This is a genomic window from Janthinobacterium breve, from assembly GCF_051380895.1.
GTDB lineage: Bacteria > Pseudomonadota > Gammaproteobacteria > Burkholderiales > Burkholderiaceae_D > Janthinobacterium.
Window position 1 is genome coordinate 1 of the sequence record NZ_JBNYXY010000007.1, and the last position, 18,859, is coordinate 18,859.

At 62.5% G+C, this 18,859-nt stretch carries 12 protein-coding genes; 4 read left to right on the forward strand and 8 right to left on the reverse strand.

Annotation, left to right across the window (positions count from 1 at the left end; genetic code table 11):
- The first annotated feature begins 466 nt into the window (after window positions 1-466).
- On the forward strand, window positions 467-847 hold the full coding sequence (locus ACQ4W0_RS14540; protein ID WP_436577357.1) for a hypothetical protein: 381 nt from the start codon (window positions 467-469) through the stop codon (window positions 845-847).
- Between the two features lie 287 nt (window positions 848-1,134).
- Here the strand turns inward: ACQ4W0_RS14540 and ACQ4W0_RS14545 are convergent, their stop codons facing one another.
- From ACQ4W0_RS14545 to ACQ4W0_RS14555, 3 genes are read right to left on the reverse strand one after another with little or no spacing between them, the layout of a single operon-like run.
- Window positions 1,135-1,464 carry a hypothetical protein gene (locus ACQ4W0_RS14545; protein ID WP_436577358.1) on the reverse strand — a complete coding sequence of 110 codons (330 nt, stop codon included), beginning with the start codon at window positions 1,462-1,464 and terminating at the stop codon, window positions 1,135-1,137.
- On the reverse strand, window positions 1,461-1,970 hold the full coding sequence (locus tag ACQ4W0_RS14550; protein ID WP_436577359.1) for a hypothetical protein: 510 nt from the start codon (window positions 1,968-1,970) through the stop codon (window positions 1,461-1,463). Before ACQ4W0_RS14550 ends, ACQ4W0_RS14545 begins: the two co-directional genes overlap by 4 nt.
- Complete coding sequence (locus ACQ4W0_RS14555) at window positions 1,967-2,872, reverse strand: alpha/beta hydrolase (RefSeq protein WP_436577360.1); 906 nt, start codon at window positions 2,870-2,872, stop codon at window positions 1,967-1,969. Before ACQ4W0_RS14555 ends, ACQ4W0_RS14550 begins: the two co-directional genes overlap by 4 nt.
- A 139-nt stretch (window positions 2,873-3,011) precedes the next feature.
- Here ACQ4W0_RS14555 and ACQ4W0_RS14560 point away from each other — a divergent pair, with 139 nt between their 5' ends.
- Complete coding sequence (locus ACQ4W0_RS14560; RefSeq protein ID WP_436577361.1) at window positions 3,012-6,212, forward strand: PAS domain-containing protein; 3,201 nt, start codon at window positions 3,012-3,014, stop codon at window positions 6,210-6,212.
- Here ACQ4W0_RS14560 and ACQ4W0_RS14565 read toward each other — a convergent pair.
- From ACQ4W0_RS14565 to ACQ4W0_RS14580, 4 genes are read right to left on the reverse strand one after another with little or no spacing between them, the layout of a single operon-like run.
- Window positions 6,209-9,118, reverse strand: a complete 2,910-nt coding sequence (locus ACQ4W0_RS14565; protein ID WP_436577362.1) for a hybrid sensor histidine kinase/response regulator — start codon at window positions 9,116-9,118, stop codon at window positions 6,209-6,211. The genes ACQ4W0_RS14560 and ACQ4W0_RS14565 overlap by 4 nt on opposite strands.
- A gap of 7 nt (window positions 9,119-9,125) precedes the next feature.
- On the reverse strand, window positions 9,126-10,316 hold the full coding sequence (locus ACQ4W0_RS14570) for a hybrid sensor histidine kinase/response regulator (protein ID WP_436577363.1): 1,191 nt from the start codon (window positions 10,314-10,316) through the stop codon (window positions 9,126-9,128).
- Entirely contained in the window at window positions 10,306-11,187 is an 882-nt protein-coding gene (locus ACQ4W0_RS14575; protein ID WP_436577364.1) for a CheR family methyltransferase, read from the reverse strand. Before ACQ4W0_RS14575 ends, ACQ4W0_RS14570 begins: the two co-directional genes overlap by 11 nt.
- Window positions 11,188-11,224: 37 nt before the next feature.
- Window positions 11,225-14,695 (reverse strand): response regulator, encoded by a 3,471-nt coding sequence (locus ACQ4W0_RS14580; RefSeq protein WP_436577365.1) that lies wholly within the window; start codon window positions 14,693-14,695, stop codon window positions 11,225-11,227.
- Window positions 14,696-14,924: 229 nt separating this feature from the next.
- Between ACQ4W0_RS14580 and ACQ4W0_RS14585 the strand changes: the two genes are divergently transcribed.
- Entirely contained in the window at window positions 14,925-16,040 is a 1,116-nt protein-coding gene (locus ACQ4W0_RS14585) for a tetratricopeptide repeat protein (RefSeq protein ID WP_436577366.1), read from the forward strand.
- A gap of 203 nt (window positions 16,041-16,243) precedes the next feature.
- On the opposite strand, the gene ACQ4W0_RS14590 is transcribed toward ACQ4W0_RS14585, so the two are convergent.
- Entirely contained in the window at window positions 16,244-17,590 is a 1,347-nt protein-coding gene (locus ACQ4W0_RS14590) for an MFS transporter (protein WP_436577367.1), read from the reverse strand.
- A gap of 216 nt (window positions 17,591-17,806) precedes the next feature.
- Between ACQ4W0_RS14590 and cyoA the strand changes: the two genes are divergently transcribed.
- Window positions 17,807-18,790, forward strand: a complete 984-nt coding sequence (cyoA, locus tag ACQ4W0_RS14595; RefSeq protein WP_436577368.1) for a ubiquinol oxidase subunit II — start codon at window positions 17,807-17,809, stop codon at window positions 18,788-18,790.
- Window positions 18,791-18,859 lie beyond the last annotated feature (69 nt).

The following is an 18,859-nucleotide window of genomic DNA, read 5'->3' on the forward strand; positions in this document are numbered from 1 at the left end:
CGACTGCCAATAGGTGGCGTCCAACTCTTCAAGGTGGTGAGAAACGAATAGAGTCCCACCGTACTCATCGGCTTCGGTGCCGAACGCATCACGAATAGCGGCTAGCGCATACATCTCACGCCGCTCGATTTCATCTAACTGCGATTGCACTAGGTTCTCCTAAAAGGTATCCAACGTTCACTGGGGATGCAGTTTTGCCCTTTGTCGGTCGAATCTGACTGACCGCTACTGGCCGGTTGCCGTCGTTGGCAGGTTTCGCCCTAGAGCGGATGTCGTCCAGAATTTGACTGGCATCTGCTATAGAACGGTCACTCTTGCAATGTCAAATCTGATGAACCGAGGTCGAACTGTTTGTAGCCACCATGGTTAAAGAATACCATTGGTACCGTTTCGCTATACTTGCTATGAATGCCAACACGACGATGCAACCTACTGCAATAATCGGCGGCTCAATAAGGAGATCGCGATGTACCGAATCATTACCCTAATATGGCCAATCCTGCTAATGCCTATTGTCACGCAAGCTGCCGATCTGCAGTTATTCCGTCTAATCATACCGGTCACGCCTGTTGAGAATGGCAAGATCTTAGACATGGAATTCAAGGAAGTCGCGCGAGAGGCTGATTCGTCCACGGTGAGGGCAACACGCCGCTCGGGCGGCTCGGTGTCTTCGTCAATGTTTATCCTGAGGGGCATGTGCGGGCTAGCGCGTTCACGAGGCAAGCAACATTTCGTGACCGAACAGCTTGCAGGAGAAAGCAATCAATACAAAGTAACCTTTCCCGAGACACCGCCCGACCCCGGAAAAGGCTTTACGATTGCCCAATGCGAGCTATTGCAATACTGATCTGCAGCTACGCAATGTCTATCTCGCTCGCCGGCCTCTTCTGGCCGGTTGCCGTCTTTGGCGGCTTCCGCCCCATAGCGGAAGTTGAATCGCCACTATTTCAATAGACACTGCTACATCTCTTAAAGGAGACCGCAGGTTTGCCACTCCAAGCGCAAGAATTTAGCAATGACCTCGTTTGGCCGGTAGTGGCCGACTGCGGCAATGAGCATAACGAATTAGTAAGCGAGAAAAGTCACGCATTGTCACGTCGACTGCTTGACTCCGCAGGCGATAGCCGTCCGTCATCACCTATCGATGATTTGCGCATCCAGCACGTTAAACACCGTCACCCCTGAAACAGACGTAATTCCCCACGGTTGCTCCGTATTGACCTGCACCAGCTTGCGGCCTGCCGCGTCCAGCCATTCGTGCTCGATGACGCAGCCAATGTATCCTGGCTTCGGATAACTGCTGTCCGCACGCAGATCGCTGCTACTGAGCACTGGCACTTTCTCCGTGAATGCATGCCGCTTGCCATCGGCATCGGTCAGCACGCAGGCAACCACGCCTGGGAAGTGGTCGTCAATGTAGCGTTCTATCTGTACGGATAGGCCGGCCACGCGGAGAGCTGTCACGACTCATCGCGCTCGGCATCGCGCTCGCGGCAGCTCAGGGACGCATAGTGCGCCTTGGGAACCTTGTTCTTGATCGCCACTTCGCGGAGGGCATGTGCAAAATCAACATGATCGGTCAGGGTGCAGCGGTTGGCGCGGGCGAACTGTTGCAGATTCTTGAGGCTGCCATGGACTTTCACCGTGATCCCGACGCCGGGGCTGGCGCAGCAGCCTATGTATTTGCTGCGGTATTCTTCTTCGATCAGCACCAGTTCGTGGCCCATGAAGGGCACTGGCTGGTCCAGCAGGTAGTAATCGGTGTAATCGAAGCGCTGGCGGGGAGTCTTGCTGACCAGGCCGGCATGCTGGTAGGCGCGGATGGCCTGGCCGGACGTGCCAGTGCGCTCGGTCGTGCCCTTTTTGAGCTGCATGACATGCAGCAAGCCGCTTTCGAGTGACAGGGTATCAGCGGCGAACGCCATGGCGGAGCAGGCGGCAAGCAGGGTGAAGGCGATGGCGCGTTTCATTTCGCCTCCATTGCCAGCATCTGTTTGATTACCGGCAAGATCATCCGCCATGCATTCGATGTGGCCGCGATCTCGTCGTAATGGCTGGCGCCGGGCAAAATCAGCACTTCCGCATGGTCGCCGGCCAGCTTGGCCTTGGCCGCATAGTCGTGCGCGACGCGGGGCGGGGAGATGGTGTCGAGCTCGCCCGTGGCCAGCACGGTGCGGCTGCCGTTGGGCATCAGGTCGGCCGCGTTGGTGTCGCTGTATATGTCGGAACGCTCAGTGCTGGCGCTGCCTGCCAGTTGCGCGATGTCGCGCTCGCAGCTGCTCTTGATCAAGTCTCGTTCGTGGCGCAGGTCGGCCAAGCCGCCCAGGCTGAGGATATTCTTGATCGGCAGATACTGTTCGCGGTACAGGGGGCTGCTCTTCGGCAGTTTTTCCCGACCGGCAATCCATTGCACCAGCTGGCCACCGGCGGAGTGGCCCATGGCGACGGTGCGGCTGGTGTCGAGCTGGTACTGGGGCGCGTGCTGCTGCAGGCTGTCCAGCGCCGCGTGCATGTCTGCATACGTACCGGGATAGCCGCCACCCGGCTCGTCGACCCGACGGTACTCGACATTCCACACGGCAATGCCTTGCGCCACCAGTGCGCCGGCCACGTTGCGCATCTGCCCGATGCCGCCGAAGGCCACCGTCCAGCAGCCGCCATGCACGAGCACGACGACAGGGAACGGCCCGCTGCCTTCCGGCCGGAACAGCTGGGCGTATTGCGACGGCGCCGGGCCATATGCGATCTGTGCCGTGGGCGCGGGGCCGTTCAGGGCCAGGTAGTCGTCCAGGCTCATGGGGGCGGCGACGGCGCCGTGGACGGAGGCGAGCAGGGCGGTGGCGATCAGGGAGGACGGCAGGGAGGTAGGCATGCTGGGTTTCGCTTGAGAAGAGAGCAACACTTTAGCATAGGGCCGCGTTGCCGCTGAGATCAAGCGGTGCGCTGTTTTCCCCTAGGAGAGGGGTGCCCCATGGTATATTTCGGGCATCAGTTTTCCCCATATCGACACGGTGCACGCAAACAACATTCTTTCATTGCTGGACGCCGAGCATAGTGCGCTGGGCAGTATCGCGGCAGGCGCCGACCTGGCCCATGCACTAGAGCATTTGTTGCTGGCGCTGCAAGACCTGGCCGAGGGCGGCGCGCATGCCTGCCTGGTGCTGATCGACGAGGCCGACCGTTTTTGCGGCTTGTCCGCGCCCAGCCTGCCACACGAGCTGTGCCTGGCCCTGCGGCATGGCGGCGAACAGCCTTCGCCGTTCGGCACGGCCGCCTTTTCCGGCGCGCCCGTGTATTGCGGCGACATCACGCGCGACGTACACTGGAGCGCGGGACGCAAGGAAGCCATGCTGCATGGCTACCGCGCCTGCTGGGTCGCGCCCGTCTTTGGCGCCAAGGGGCATATCCTGGGCGTGCTGGGCCTGTTTTTCCCGGCGTCATGCCATCCTACGCAACCGGAAATCGAACTGTTGGCGCTGGCTGCGCGCGTGGCCGCGCATGTCATCGAGCGGGGCCTGCTGGAAAAAGCGCTGGACGACAGCCGCGAACACTTTCATTACGCCATCGAACTCAACACGCAAGTGCTGTGGACGGCCGACATCGACGGCAAGCTCGACTATGTGGCGCAGCGCTGGCGCGAATGGACGGGTTGCAGCGGCCTGGGCACCACCTGGCTGGACGCCATCCACCCAGACGACGTGCCCCATTCCCTGGCGGCCTGGAGTGAATCCGTGGGCAGCGGCCAGCCTTTCGATGCGGAAATGCGGGTACGCCGGCAAAACGGCTTGTACCGCTGGGTGCATACACGCGCCTATTGCCGGCTTGACGAGCGGGGCCAGCCCGTGAAATGGTATGGCTCATGCGAGGATATTGACGAGCACTGGCAGGCGCGCAATGCCTTGCTCGACAGCGAAGCGCAGTTCCGTTCGCTGGCCTCGACCATGCCCAACCAGGCCTGGCTGGCGCATGGCAGCGGCGCCACCTACTGGGTCAACGAACAGGTGTGCGAATACACGGGACAATCGATGAAGTCCCTGGTGTCGAGCGGCTTTCGCCACTGCGTGCACCCGGACGACGTGCAAGCCACGCAGAACAGCTGGGAACGGGCCGTCGCCACGGCCAGCGCTTACGAATACGAGTTCCGCATGCGCCGCGCCAGCGACGGCGCCTACCGCTGGTTCCTGGCGCGCGCCTTGCCCCTGTTGGACGAAACGGGCAAGGTGCTGCGCTGGGTGGGCACAAATACGGACGTGCAGGAACAGAAGAACGTGCTGGAAAAGATGGCCTACCTGAATTCCTCGCTGGAAGTGGAAATGGCCAACCGCACCGCTGACCGCGACCGCATGTGGCGGCTGTCGACCGACATCATGCTGGTGGCGGACCTGGCCGGCATGATCATCGCCGTCAATCCCGCCTGGAGCAAGATCCTGGACCGGCCGGAAATCGAGTCACTGGGCATGGATTTCATCAGCCTCGTGCATCCCGACGACCGCATGGCGGCCTTGAAGGACTTGTCGCGCCTGGCCCATGGCGCGCCCACCTTGCGCATGGAAAACCGCTACCGGCGCCGCGATGGCGGCTACCGCTGGATTTCCTGGACGGCCGTGCCCGCGCAAAAGCTGATCCACGCCATCGGCCGCGACGTCACCGATGAAAAAGAGGCGCGGCTGGCGCTGGTGCGCAGCGAGCAAGCTTTGTTGCAGGCGCAAAAGCTGGAATCGATCGGCAAACTGACGGGCGGCGTGGCCCACGATTTCAATAACGTATTGCAAATCATTTCCGGCAATTTGCAGTTGCTGAAATTGACGGTGGCCGACAATCCGCAGGCGGCCAGGCGCCTCGATTCGGCCGCTTCGGCCGTCGAGCGGGGCGCCAAGCTGTCGTCGCAATTGCTGGCCTTTGCGCGGCGTCAACCGTTGAAGCCGCTGGTGACGGACCTGGGTCGCCTGCTGCGCCGCATGCATGAGCTGATCCGCCGCGCCCTGGGCGAGGCGGTTGCCGAGGAAACCTTCATCAGTGCAGGCTTGTGGCATACCCTGGTCGACCCGAACCAGATGGAAAACGTGCTGCTGAACATGGCCATCAATGCGCGCGACGCGATGGAAGGGGGTGGACGCCTGACGTTCACCTTGAGCAATGTCACGCTCGATGCCACCTACGCCAGCCTGCATGCCGATGTGCTGGAGGGGCAATACGTGCTGCTGACTATCACCGACACGGGCCATGGCATGGAGCGCGACGTGATCGACCAGATATTCGAACCGTTCTTCACCACCAAGCGCGAAGGCGAGGGCACGGGCCTGGGCCTGTCCATGGCCTACGGCTTCATCCGCCAGAGCGCGGGCCACATCAAGGTGCACAGCGCGCCGGGCGCCGGCACGACCTTCAAGATTTATTTGCCCCGCTCGCTGGAAAAGCTGGCCGAGCCACCGCCGGGCTTGACGGGCCCCGTGCTGGGCGGCGGCGAGACCATCCTCGTGGTGGAAGACGATGCTCCCGTGCAACATACGGTGGTCGACATGCTGCGCGGCCTGGGCTACGACGTGCTGCACGCGGACGATGGCGCCTCGGCGCTGGCCCTGCTGGGCACGGGCGTGGCCATCGACCTGCTGTTTACGGACGTGGTCATGCCGGGTCCCGTCAGCAGCAAGGAGCTGGCGCAGCAGGCCAAATTGCTGCTACCGGAGCTGGCCGTGTTGTTTACCTCGGGCTATACGCACAATGCCATCATGCAGGGCGGGCGCCTGGACCAGGGCGTGGAACTGTTGAGCAAGCCCTACCAGCGCGAAGACCTGGCGCGGCGCATCCGCCACCTGCTGGCCGACCGCCGCCTGGTGGGCGCGCCCGACCCGTCCGGGCGGCGCATCCTGCTGGTGGAAGACAATGACGATGCGCGGGAGATGACGACGGAAATGCTGAATATGCTGGGGCATACCGTGCATGGCGTGGCCAGCGCCGAGGCAGCCTTGCCCCTGCTGGCCATGCCGGGCCTGGACGTGCTGGTGACGGACATCAGCCTGCCCACTATGTCGGGCCTGGAACTGGCGCGCCATGCGCGTGCCCACTGGCCGCAGCTGGACGTGGTGTTTGCTTCCGGGCATGACTGGGGCGCCAGCCTGATGCAGGACGCCAGCGCGCGTTTCTTGCGCAAACCGTTTGGCCTGGAAGAGCTGGCCAACGCATTGAAGGCGCGCCGGCTCGATGTTTACTAAACTGGCGGCAGCAAGGCTTGCTGCAATTGCTCGACGGTAAATGGCTTGACGAGGAAGCGCGCGGCCGGGTCCAGCACGCCGGAATTGGCCGGCGCATGGCCCGTGGAAAACACCACTTCCAGCTGTGGCTGCTCGCGGGCCACCAGTTCGGCCAGCTCGACGCCTGACATGTGCGGCAGGCTGATATCGGTCAGCAACAGTTCCAGTCCCGGCGTGTCCAGCAGGGGCAAGGCTTCCTCGGCCGTGCCCACGGCCAGCACCGCGTGTCCCAGCATGCTCAGCAGTTCGCTCGTCATGGCGCGCGCGTCGGCATTGTCTTCCACCAACAAGATATGACGCATACCCGGCCGCATACCAGTCCGCGCCCCCGGCAGAGGCGACGCGGGCGGCTGCGGCGCCAGCTGCGCGCGGTACTGTTGCAGCGCCGTCACGTGGCGGCCATTGGCCAGCAAGTGGCGGATGCGCCGCGCCAGGTCTTCGCGCCGGTAGGGCTTGCTCAATAATTCGACGCCCGGTTCCAGCCGGCCGCCCTGCATGATGGCGTCCTGCGTGTAGCCTGAGGTAAACAGCACGGCCAGCTGCGGCAGCAGCAATCGGGCCTGGCGCGCCAGTGCCGTGCTGGCCACCTTGCCCGGCATCACCACATCCGTAAACAACAGGTCGATGGGGACGCCGCTGCCGATGATGGCCAGCGCGCTTTCGCCATCGCTGGCGCGCAGCACGACGTAGCCAAGGCCGCGCAGCATGTCCACCACCGTCGTTTGCACCTGCACGTCGTCTTCCACGACGAGGATGGTTTCCTTGCCGCCCAGCACGGGGCCGCCCAGCTGCAGCGGCAGTTCCGTTTCCGCTTCGAGCGAGCGCGGCAGGTAAATGCGGAAAGTGCTGCCATGGCCGGGCAGGCTGTCCACCGTCAGGTGGCCGCCGCTCTGGCGCAGGAAGCCGTACGCCATGGAGAGGCCCAGGCCCGTGCCTTCACCTTCCTTCTTCGTCGTGAAGAATGGTTCGAAAATCTTGTCCAGCAGTTCGGCAGGAATGCCCGTGCCCGTATCGGAGACGGCCAGCTGCACGTAGTCGCCGGGCGCCACGTCCGCATGGCGCGCCGCATAGTCGCGGCCCAGCACGCTGTTGCTCAGTTCAATGGTCAGCTGGCCCTGGCCATCCATGGCGTCGCGCGCGTTGATGGCCAGGTTGAGGATGACGTTTTCCAGCTGGTGCGGGTCGACCAGGGCGCGCCAGCAGTCGTCGGCCAGCAGCAAACGCGTCTCGATGCTTTCGCCCGTGGCGCGCCGCAGCAGCTCTTCCGTTGAGCGCAGCAGGTGCGCCAGGTCCGTCACCAGCGGTTGCAATGGTTGACGCCGCGCAAAGGCCAGCAGCTGGGCCGACAGCTTGGCGCCCCGTTCCACGGCGGCCGAGGCGCTGGCGATGCGCTTGGCGGCCAGCGGGTCGTCGTCCAGGGTCAGCTGCACCAGTTGCAGATTGCCGGAGATAATTTGCAGGACGTTATTGAAATCATGGGCCACGCCGCCCGTCAGCTTGCCCAGCGCTTCCAGTTTTTGCGATTGCAACAGGGCCATCTCGCTGTGGCGCAACGATTCCTGCATGCTGCGCAAGGTGCTTTCCGCTTCCTTTTCCAGCGTGACATGGCGCCCGGTGGCAAAAATCAGGTCGCCTTCGGCCGCCGCCGACCAGGATAGCCAGCGGTGGCCGCCATCGCGGTGCCGGTAGCGGTTTTCAAAGCTGGGCATGGCCTCCTGCGTCACTTGCGCCAGCGCCTGGCGCGTGGCGACGGCATCCTCGGGCAGCACGAAGTCGAACAGGCTGCGGCCCAGCATTTCTTCGGGCAGCCAGCCCAGAATAGCGGCCGAGGCCGGGTTGACGGCAGCAAAGCAGCCCTCGGCATCGATGGCCACCATCAGGTCTTGCGCGCTGCGCCACAGCCGCTCGCGATCGCTGTTGCGCGCGGCCAGGTCCGCTTCCAACTTCTTTTCCACGGTGATGTCGCGCGCGCTGCAATACACCTTGTCGCCCTCGGGCACGGCGACCCAGGACAGCCAGTGCCAGCCGCCCAGCTTGTGGCGGTAGCGGTTTTCGAAGCGCAGCGCCGGCTGGCCCTGGTTGGCCGCCTCCCAGGCGGCATGGGTGCGCGGCAAGTCTTCCGGGTGGATCAGTTCCAGGAAGCGCGTCGTGCGGATTTCCTCCACCGACCAGCCAAGGGTGGTTTGCCAGGCGGGGTTCGAGTGCTCGAAATAGCCGTCGAGGTTGAGCACGCCCAGCAAATCGGGGCTGACGTTCCAGGTGCGGCCGAATGCGCGCGTGCGCTCGGCCACCTGCGTTTCCATGCTGGCACTGAGGGCGCGCAAGCGCGATTCCGCCTGGGCCCGCAGGATGGTCGACCAGACCCGTTCCGATACTTGCACGGCCAGTTCGATCTCGTCCGCATGCCACAGGCGCGCCGCGCGGCTGTGCACGACGAACAAGGCCGCCAGCCGGCCCTCCTTGGCGATGGGAATGTTCAGGAAGGCACGGATGCCCAGGCGCGCAAACGTGGCCAGCGCGGCCGGCGTGGCCGTGCGCGGGTCACTGGCCACATCGCTGACGGCCAGCGCCTGGCCGGCGGCCAGCGCATCGGCCAGGCGGGCCGCATAATCGCCGAGGAAATACTCGCCGGCGGCGCCGGGCGCCAGGCCGTCGCTCCACGCATGCTGGAGGGTGGGGCATTGCAGGGTCTGGTCGATATCGAAACAGGCCACTTGCTGGGCGCCCAGGCGCTGTCCCAGCAGCTGCGCCGACAGCGAGAGAATCTCGCCCGTGTCGTGCAGCAGCCGCAGCCGGCGTTCCAGTTGCAGCAGAAAGGCCACGCCGCTGGTGCCGGCCTGGCTGCGGGGGGCGGCGGTGCTCGTCATGCCGGCCTCAGCTGCCGGCCAGCGGCAGGGTGACGCTGAACAGGGCGCCATTGCCGGGCTGGCTTTGCAGGGTGATGGCGCCACCGTGCGCATCGACCAGCTGCTTGGTGATGAACAGCCCCAGGCCCAGGCCGCCCGTACGGTCCTGGTGCATGACGCGCTCGAAGGCGTCGAAGATGCGTTCCTGGTCGCGCGCATTGATGCCGATGCCATGGTCGCGCACTTCGATGACGGCGCTGTTTTGCGTGTGCGCCAGGCTGATTTCCACGGGCTGGCCCTGGCCGTAGCGCACGGCATTGCTGATCAGGTTGACAACGATCTGCTCGACGCGGAAGGCATCCCAGAAACCCTCGATGGGTTCGAAGGCCAGCACTTCCAGCACGCTGCCCGTGGCGGCCGCATACGGGCCCAGGTCGTCGGCCACGCGGCGCACCAGGCTGGTCAGGTCGACGGATTCGCGGCGGATCGACAGTTTGCCGCTGGTGATGCGCGAGACGTCGAGCATGTCGTCGATCAGGCGCACCATGCTGCGGATTTGCCGCCCGTCGCGCGCCACCATCTTGTTCAGCTTATCCGGTTCGAAGGCGGCCAGGTTGCCCCGCTCCAGGTTGACGGTGCGCATCTGCGTTTCCAGGAACAGGGTGTTCAGGGGTGTGCGCAGTTCGTGCGCCACCATGGACATGAATTCGTCGCGCAGGCGCAGCGAGCGCTGCAGCTCAGCCTGCGTGGCGCGCAATTCTTTCAGTAACGCTTCTTGCTGCTGGCGGCTGTGTTCCAGCGCCTGCACCTGGCGCCGCGTCTCGCTGCGCTGCTGGTGCAGGGCGACGAAGACGTTGACCTTGCTTTGCACGGCATTGATATCGAGCGGCTTGTGCAGGAAATCGACGGCGCCGCTTTCATAGCCCTGGAAGGCGAAATTCATTTCCTTGCCGGCCGCCGTGACGAAGACGATGGGGATGTGGCGCGTCTTTTCCGTGCCGCGCATCAATTGCGCCAGCTCAAAGCCATCCATTTCCGGCATTTGCACGTCGAGGATGGCCAGCGCGAAATCGTGTTCCAGCAGCAGGGCCAGCGCTTCTTCGCCCGACGACGCCTGATAGACGCTGCGGTCGCTCTCGCGGATCAGCGCATTGAGCGCGCGCAAGTTTTCCGGCAAGTCGTCGACGATCAGCAATTTGGTGCTTGTTTCATTCATCATGTTTCATTCCTGGCATGTGCCGTCCAGCGTAATGGGAAGCGGCGTGCGACGGTGCACGCTTGCGGTAGAGCTTTTCGGGACCCGGCAATGGCTCGAAGTCGGCGGCAAAGCGCGTGAAATGCGTGCTTTCCTTGCTGCCCAGTCCCAGGAAACCCCGGTGGCACAGCGAGTCGTGGAACAGGCCCAGGGCCCGCTCCTGCAAGGTTTTATTGAAGTAAATCAGCACGTTACGGCAGAGAATCAATTGCGTTTCAATGAAAACGCTGTCCGTGGACAGGCTGTGGTCGGCAAAGTTGATCCTGTCAAGCAGGCGTTGCTGGAAATGCACGGTGGCATGCTCGACCGTGTAGTACTCGGCGAGCTGGCCCAGGCCGCCTGCGGCCAGGTAGTTGTCGCCATAGTCGGCCATGCGGTGCAGCGGATACACGCCGCGCGCGGCCGTGGCCAGCGCTTGCGGGTTGATGTCGGTGGCGTAAATCGTGCTGCGCTCGAGCAAGCCTTCCTCGTGCAGCACGATGGCCAGCGACAGCGCTTCCTCGCCCGTGCAGCAGCCGGCCACCCAGATCGTTGGCGACGGGTAGGTTTTCAGCACGGGCACCACATGTTCGCGCACGGCGCGGAAAAACGCGGGATCGCGGAACATTTGCGTGACAGGCACGGTCAAAATCTGCAGCAGGCTGCCAAAGGCGGTCGCGTCGTCCAGCACCAGTTGCTGCAAGGCCGGCAAGTCGGCACAGTGGAAGCGCTCCAGCGCGTGATTCAGGCGCCGCCGCTGCGAGGGCGGGGAATAGTCGCGAAAATCATAGCTGTAGCGCTGATACAGCGCTTCCATCAGCGCGTGCAGTTGCTCATCTGTGTAACGCAGCGACATCAGCGACACTCCACTGCGTGGCGTAGGTAGCGTTGCATCACATGCGTTCCATCTTCGGCATCCACACGCGCAGCAGCGAATACAAACGGTCCAGGTCGATCGGTTTGGCCAGGTAGTCGGACGCTCCCGCCTGTAGGCATTCTTCCTGGTCATTCTTCATGGCCTTGGCGGTAATTGCAATGATGGGCAGCTTGTTGTAGCGACCATCGGCGCGGATCAGCCGCGTCGCCTCCAGGCCATCCATGCCCGGCATCATGACATCCATCAACACCAGGTCGATATCGTCCACGCTGTTGAGCTTGCTGATGGCTTCGAAGCCGTTGCGGCCGATTTCCACCACCACGCCTTTCTGTTCCAGCGCATTCGTCAGGGCAAAGATATTGCGCACGTCGTCGTCCACCAGCAGAATCTTGCGCCCTTCGAAGACGCGTTCGCGGCTGCGCACCTGCTGCAGCATGCCCTGGCGCTCGCTCGACAGTTCGGATTCCACCTTGTGCAGGAATAAGGTCACTTCGTCAAGCAGGCGCTCGGGCGAGCGGGCGCCCTTGATAATGATGGAGCGCGAATACTTCATCAGGTCCGCCTCTTCCTCGCGGCTCAGGTTGCGGCCCGTATAGACGATGACGGGCGGGAACGAGCACAGTTCTTCATGTTCCATGCGTTCGAGCAATTCGTTGCCCTGGATGTCTGGCAGCTTCAAGTCGATGATCATGCAGTCGAAAATCTGCGTCTTCAGTAATTCCAGTGCCTGCTCGCCCAGCGCCACGGCCGTGATTTCCACGTCGTCGTCGCTGATCAGGTGCACCACGCTTTCGCGCTGGCGTGCATCGTCTTCGACCAGCAGGATGCGCTTCATCTTTTGCGTGAATTTCGATTCGAGCTTGCGGAACACTTCCTTCAGTTGCTCGCGCGTGCGCGGCTTGGTGGCGTAGCCGATGGCGCCCAGTTGCATGGCTTCTTGCATCTGGTCATTGCCGGACACGATGTGCACGGGAATGTGGCGCGTCTGCGGGTTTTCCTTGAGCTGCTGCAAGACCAGCAAGCCCGGGCGGTCCGGCAAGCCCATGTCGAGCAGGATGGCGTCGGGCAGGAATTCTTCCGCCAGGCGCAAGCCTTCGTCGGCGCCATGCGCCACCAGACAGCGGTATTGCATTTCATGCGCGAGGTCGAACAGGATGCCGGCAAACGCGGGTTCATCCTCGATCACCAGCACGGAACGCTGGCCAGTCTTGCCGCCCGGCACGCTGTTCCTGTCATCCTGGAAGGTCGGCAGCGGCACGGGCTTGACGGCGGGTGCCGCCTTGGGCGCGGCGGCGGGCGGCCGTGGCGCTGCGGCCGGCGCCGGCGCAGCTTCTACCGCGCGTTCCGGCATGACCGCTGGCAGCACCAAGGTAAACGTGCTGCCCTGGCCTGGCGTGCTGGCCAGGTCGATGCTGCCGCCCAGCAAGGCTGCCAGGTCGCGCGAAATCGACAGGCCCAGGCCAGTGCCGCCATAGCGGCGGCTGGTGGTACCATCGGCCTGGTGGAAGGCGTCGAACACCTTCTGCTGCTGGTCGTGGGCAATGCCGATGCCCGAATCCTGCACCTGGAAGCGCATCCGACCGGCTGCGTCGGTACTCACGTGCAGGGATACCGTGCCCGTATCGGTAAACTTGATGGCGTTCGACAGCAGGTTTTTCAGGATTTGCTCGAGGCGCTGGCGGTCGCTGACGAAGGACGGCGGCGTGTCCGGCGCCACCTTGACGTCAAACACCAGTTTCTTTTGCTGGGCCTGGGCGCCAAACAGCATCTTCATGCTGCTGAGCAGCTCGTCGAAAGGCACGGCTTCCGGCGTCAATTCCAGCTTGCCCGCCTCGACCTTGGAAATGTCGAGGATATCGTTGATAAGGGTTAATAAATCGTTGCCGGCTGAATAAATGGTTTGCGCAAACGTCACCTGTTCCGGCGTCAGGTTGCCGCTGCTATTGTCCGACAGCAGCTTGGACAGGATCAGCGAGCTGTTCAGCGGCGTGCGCAGCTCGTGCGACATATTCGCCAGGAATTCGGACTTGTAGCGGCTGGCCCGCTGCAACTCTTCGGCGCGCGCTTCCAGCTGGGCGTGCGCCTGGCCAATCGCCATGTTCTTCTGGTCCAGCGACAGGGCCTGTACGGCCAGTTGCTCGTTCGACTGCTCCAGCGCCGCCTTTTGCTCTTCCAGGTGGGCTTGCGACTGTTCCAGCACGCGCGACTGTTCGCCCAGCTCTTCATTGGCCGTGCGCAACTCTTCCTGCTGGACTTCCAGCTCTTCATTCAATTGCTGGGTTTCTTCCAGCACATTTTGCAGGCGCTGGCGGTACAGGGCCGCTTCCAGCGAGGTGCCGACGTTGGCTGCAATCAGGTTCAGCCATTCCTTGGCGCGGGCGCTGACGGGATGCGTAAAGCCCAGTTCGATGACGCCGTTGACGAAGCCTTCATTGTTGACAGGCGTTAAAACCAGTTCCAGCGGCGCGCCGCTACCCAGGCTCGAGGTCACGGTCAGATAGTCGTCCGGTACCTGCTTGATGTGTTTCAGCCGCTTCTCGCGCGCCGTCTCGCCCACCAGGCCTTCGCCCAGCTTGAATACTTGCTTGTCCTTCACGCCCTGTTCGTTGAAACCGTACACGGCCGTGCGGCGCAGGCTGCCATCCTCGTCGACGACGTACAGGGTGGCCACGGCCACTTCCAGCCGGTGGGCGAGGAAGTCCAGCACATGCCGTCCCAGCTGCGGCAAGCCCAGCTGGCCGCTGGTGTGGGCCGCCAGCTCCGTCTGCCCCGTGCGCAGCCATGCTTGCTCCTGCAGCATGTCGTTGTCCTTGCCACGCTGTTCGAGCGCATCGTTGTAGATATCGGACAGGCGCAGCAGTTCGCGCCGTCCCAGGTAGGCCAGCAAGCCGGACATGCCCAGGCTGAGGATGAGGAACACCACCACGGCCAGTATGGTGCGGCTCTCGGCCGTATCCGCGCGCTCCTGGCGCAAACGCTGCTCCATGGACAGGAAGGTGAGGAATTCGCGGCGGATTTCGTCAAATTCCAGCTTGCCTTCGCCCTGGCGCACGCGCGCGAGGAATTCCTGGTTGCTGCGGCGCTGGCCGATCACGCTTTCTGCATAGGCCATCCACTGGTTTTGCAGTGCGCGGATGCGGCGCAGACGGTCGACCTGGATGGGGCTGTCGGAGATCAGTTCCAGCAAGGTGCTCATTTCCACGGCGATCTTGGCCTTGCCCGATTTATACGGCGCCAAAAACGTTTCATCGCCCGTCAGCAAGTAGCCGCGCATGCCTGTTTCCATATCGACCGACAACTTCATGACTTCGTTCGCATTGCCGATCACCCGTTCGGAATGCTCGACCGAGCGCAGGGCCGAGAGCAGGTAGGCGATCAGGCCGACAAACACGAGGGCGGTGACGACCCCGATGACCAACGGCAAGGTGACGTTGCGGGCGAGGATGCGGCGAAAGCTGAAAGAGTCGATCGGGGTCTTGGTATTCATCATGTCCGTGTAGGGATGTAGCGAAAAACAATTTTAATTGAAAGGCAAGTATTTCTGTTGTGTATGTATAGCGTGCGCTAGCATAGCAGCCTTGTTACGCAATGCTGATATGTAAAACTTCTTAATGAGAGGCATCGAACAAATGTTACGTCAACTTGCCTGTGTCACCGTGTTAAGTACGGCTTTTTCCCTGTCCGCCCAGGCTGCGGTCATTGGTAATAATGCTAGTGTGCAATTATTGTATCAAGGTCAGTTGTTGGCGCAGGATGGCAAGCATGAAGCGGCCGCCATGAAATTCATGCAGGCGGCGCAGGCTGATCCTGCAGCCTCGAGCGCGTTCGCGGCCATGGCGGTGATGAATTATGGCTTGTCCGGCGACACGGAACGGGTGGAGGCGGCGCGTTTGAAGCTGCGCTCCATGGCCGAGACGGCGGCGCGCCAGGCCTTGAAGGTCGATGCGAACGACCCCGTCGCGGAAGAGTTGCTGCGCACCATGAGTACCGACCAGGCTTTGCGGCCCCATGCGCCGTTGCCGGCGGCGGCCGCCTTCCTGGCGCAAGGCGAGCAGTTATTCCAGGCGCAGCAGTATGGCGCGGCACTGGAGCAATATGAAAAAGCCCAGTTGGCGGACCCGCAGTATGCGAGCGCCTGGGTGTATGCGGGCGATTGCTTCGTGGCCCAGCAGCAGTGGCCGCAGGCGGAAGAGCGTTTCCGCAAGGCGCTCCAGATCGATCCGATGCACGCGCAAGCCTGGCGTTTCTTGTCCGATACCTTGCTGCAGCAGAAAAAGACGGACGAGGCCATCGCTGCGCTGGCCAGCAGTATCGGCGCGCGGCCCGACCAGCCGCTGGCCTGGCAAAAATTATCGGTGCTGCAAGACGCGACGGCAGGCCAGCCCTTGACGGCGCTCAAGCTGCGGCGCGGCGCCGAGGGTTCGGTGGACCGTCCCGATGGCAAGCCCAGGATCCAGGTGTTTGCCGAAGCGCCCGCGCCCGGCGCCAACATGTCGGCCGATACGGCCATGTGGCAGCTGCTGGCCATGGGGCAGGCGAGCCTGAAGACGGCGGCCTTCAAGAAGGAAAACAAGCTGTCGCCATTCCAGATCGAGCTGACGGCGTGGCAGCAAGCCATGCGTGCCTTCGATGACCTAGCCGCCCGCCGCGGCGTGGCGCTGGCCGACCCGGCCTTGCTGCGCATGCAGAAACTGTATGCAGCCGGCCAGCTCGAGCCAGCCTTGCTGCTGCTGCAGTTCCGCGAAGCTTACCGGCCCGAGCTGGAAGCGTGGAAGACGGCGCATCCGACCGGCGTGCGCCAGTTCATCGATACGCAGCGTTTGATGCCCTGAGAGATCAGGTACGCGTAAATGCAAGACCTGCCCGATTGAGGCAGGTCAATGACCCCGCCTGTTTGCGTACTACGTTCTAATATGCAGAGAAAGAGTGACGGCGATACAGTCGTCAGATAGGAAGGATCGGGCTGGTACAAAAAAAGCGCCGGACGAATCCGGCGCTTTTTGCCTGCAACTGATCGACATTAACGATATATCTGTCAGTCGCGGATTTCCAGTGCCCGGTTCAGGCTCAGGGCGGCCAGCGAGGCGACGGCGCCTGACAGCAGGTAGAAGCTGACATAGGCGAGGCCGAAGTTGGCCGACAGGCCCAGCGCTACGAGCGGGGCGAAGCCGGCACCCACCAGCCAGGCCAGGTCGGATGTCAGGGCCGCGCCCGTGTAGCGGAAGCGGGCAGGGAAGTTGGCCGTCACGGCGCCCGCTGCCTGGCCGTAGGACAGACCCAGCAGACTGAAGCCCACGAGGATGAAGACGTCCTGGCCCGTATTGCCGCCGCCCATCAGGGTCGGTACGAAGGCGCTGAAGATGGCGATCAGCACGGCCAGCACGCCCAGGGTGGTGCGGCGGCCGAATTTATCGGCCAGCAAGCCGGAAATCACCACGCCGATGGCGGCCAGCACGGCGCCCACCATCTGCACTTGCAGGAAGTCTGACGCCGAACGCGTCTGGTAGACGGAAATCCATGACAGCGGGAACACGGTGACCAGATGGAACAGGGCGTAGCTGGCCAGCGCGGCGAGGGCGCCGATCAGCACGTTGCGGCCCTGGCCGCGGCTCATTTCAAACACGCTCACGGGCTGCAGTTCGCGTTCGTCCAGCAGGCGCGCATATTCATTCGTCGACACCAGGCGCAAACGGGCAAACAGGGCCACCACGTTGATGGCGAAGGCCACATAGAAAGGATAGCGCCAGCCCCAGTCGAGGAAATCTTCATCCGTCAGGGTGGTCAGCATGAACCAGAACAGGCCGGCGGCAATTAGGAAGCCGGCGGGCGCACCCAGCTGGCCCAGCATGGCGTACCAGCCGCGCTTGTTTTCCGGCGCGTTCAGGGCCAGCAGCGATGGCAAGCCATCCCACGATCCGCCCAGCGCCACGCCCTGGCCGATACGCAGCACGGACAGCCAGATGATGGCGGCAAAGCCCAGGTGCGAGTAGGTCGGCAGGAAGGCGATGCCGGCCGTCGACACGCCCAAGAGGAAGAGGGCGATCGTCAGCTTGGCGCTGCGCCCCATGCGGCGCTGGATCTCCATGAAGATCACGGTGCCGAACGGACGGGCGATGAAGGCGAACGAGAAAATCAGGAAGGCATATAAAGTACCCTCCAGGCGTTCTTCAAACGGGAAGAAGACGCGCGGAAACACCAGCACCGAGGCGATGGCGTAGACAAAGAAGTCAAAGTATTCGGAAGCGCGGCCGATGATCACGCCGACGGCGATCTCACCGGGGTCGATATGCGATTCGACCGTGCCGGCCCCGCTTGCGTCGCGCAGGGAGTGAGGGGAAAAATCGGCGGGTACATCCCCGCCGTGTGTGCGCGTGCTGGACATGATGATCGTCTCCAATATAGTTTCGAGTTCGGCCAACGCGTAACATACCCCGGGTGTCTCACGCCCGGAGTAGGACTATTCATCAGGTAGTCGTAGGAAAACTCCGCGCCTACGCAGTGAAAGACCGAGCAAGGGGTGGACAAAACGTCCAATTGCCAACGCGCTCCAGTGAGAATACAGTACCATATCTTCATCCCCTGTACTGGACTTTCCTGTATGTTTTCATTAAAAGTTCGTCGCGGACTGCTTCTTTTACCTCTCGCATTGTTGGCTGGTTGCAATACGGTGGTACTGAATGCGTCTGGTGACATCGCAGTTCAGCAAGGCAATCTGATTGTCATCTCGACATTGCTGATGCTGTTGATTATCGTTCCGGTAATCGCCCTGACCCTGCTGTTCGCATGGCGCTATAGAAAAAACAACACCGCGGCCAAATACGAGCCGGACTGGGACCACTCGACTCGCCTCGAGCTGATTATCTGGGGCGCGCCCCTGTTGATCATCATCGTGCTGGGCCTGCTGACCTGGATCAGCACCCACACCCTCGATCCCTACCGCCCATTGAGCCGTATCGACGCCAATCGCCCGATTCCTGCCAGCCACAAGCCGATGATCGTCGAAGTCGTGGCCCTGGACTGGAAATGGCTGTTCATCTACCCCGAGCAAGGCATCGCTTCGGTGAATGAACTGTACGCGCCCGTCGATCGTCCGATCCGCTTCAAGATCACCGCGTCGTCCGTCATGAACTCGTTCTTCATCCCCGCACTGGCAGGTCAGATCTACGCCATGCCGGGCATGGAAACGCAGTTGAATGCTGTCATCAACAAGCCTGGCGTCTACAAGGGCTTCTCCGCGAACTACAGCGGTGCCGGTTTCTCGGGCATGCGCTTCAAGTTCCACGGTGTCAATGATGCGGACTTCGATAAATGGGTGGCATCGGCACGTGCCGGTGGCGGCGCGCTGAACCGCGACGACTACCTGTCGCTGGCCCAGCCTAGCGAACGCGATCCCGTGCGCCGCTACAGCGCCGTACCTAACGATCTGTACAAGGCAATCCTGAACCGCACCATCGTTTCCGACGCCCTGTGCGTCACGCCGGTCGAGCCATACAAATTGTCGATGGCAAATAGCCCGGTAGCGGCCGTAACGGCAGTAGTCGCTAGCGATGCAGTAGTTGAAAAGGGCGTTCAAGCCAAGTAACGACTGCATGAATCCCGCAGCGCATTGCGCTGCAGATACTGGCGCCGCTTGCCTGGCGCCTCCCTTTTT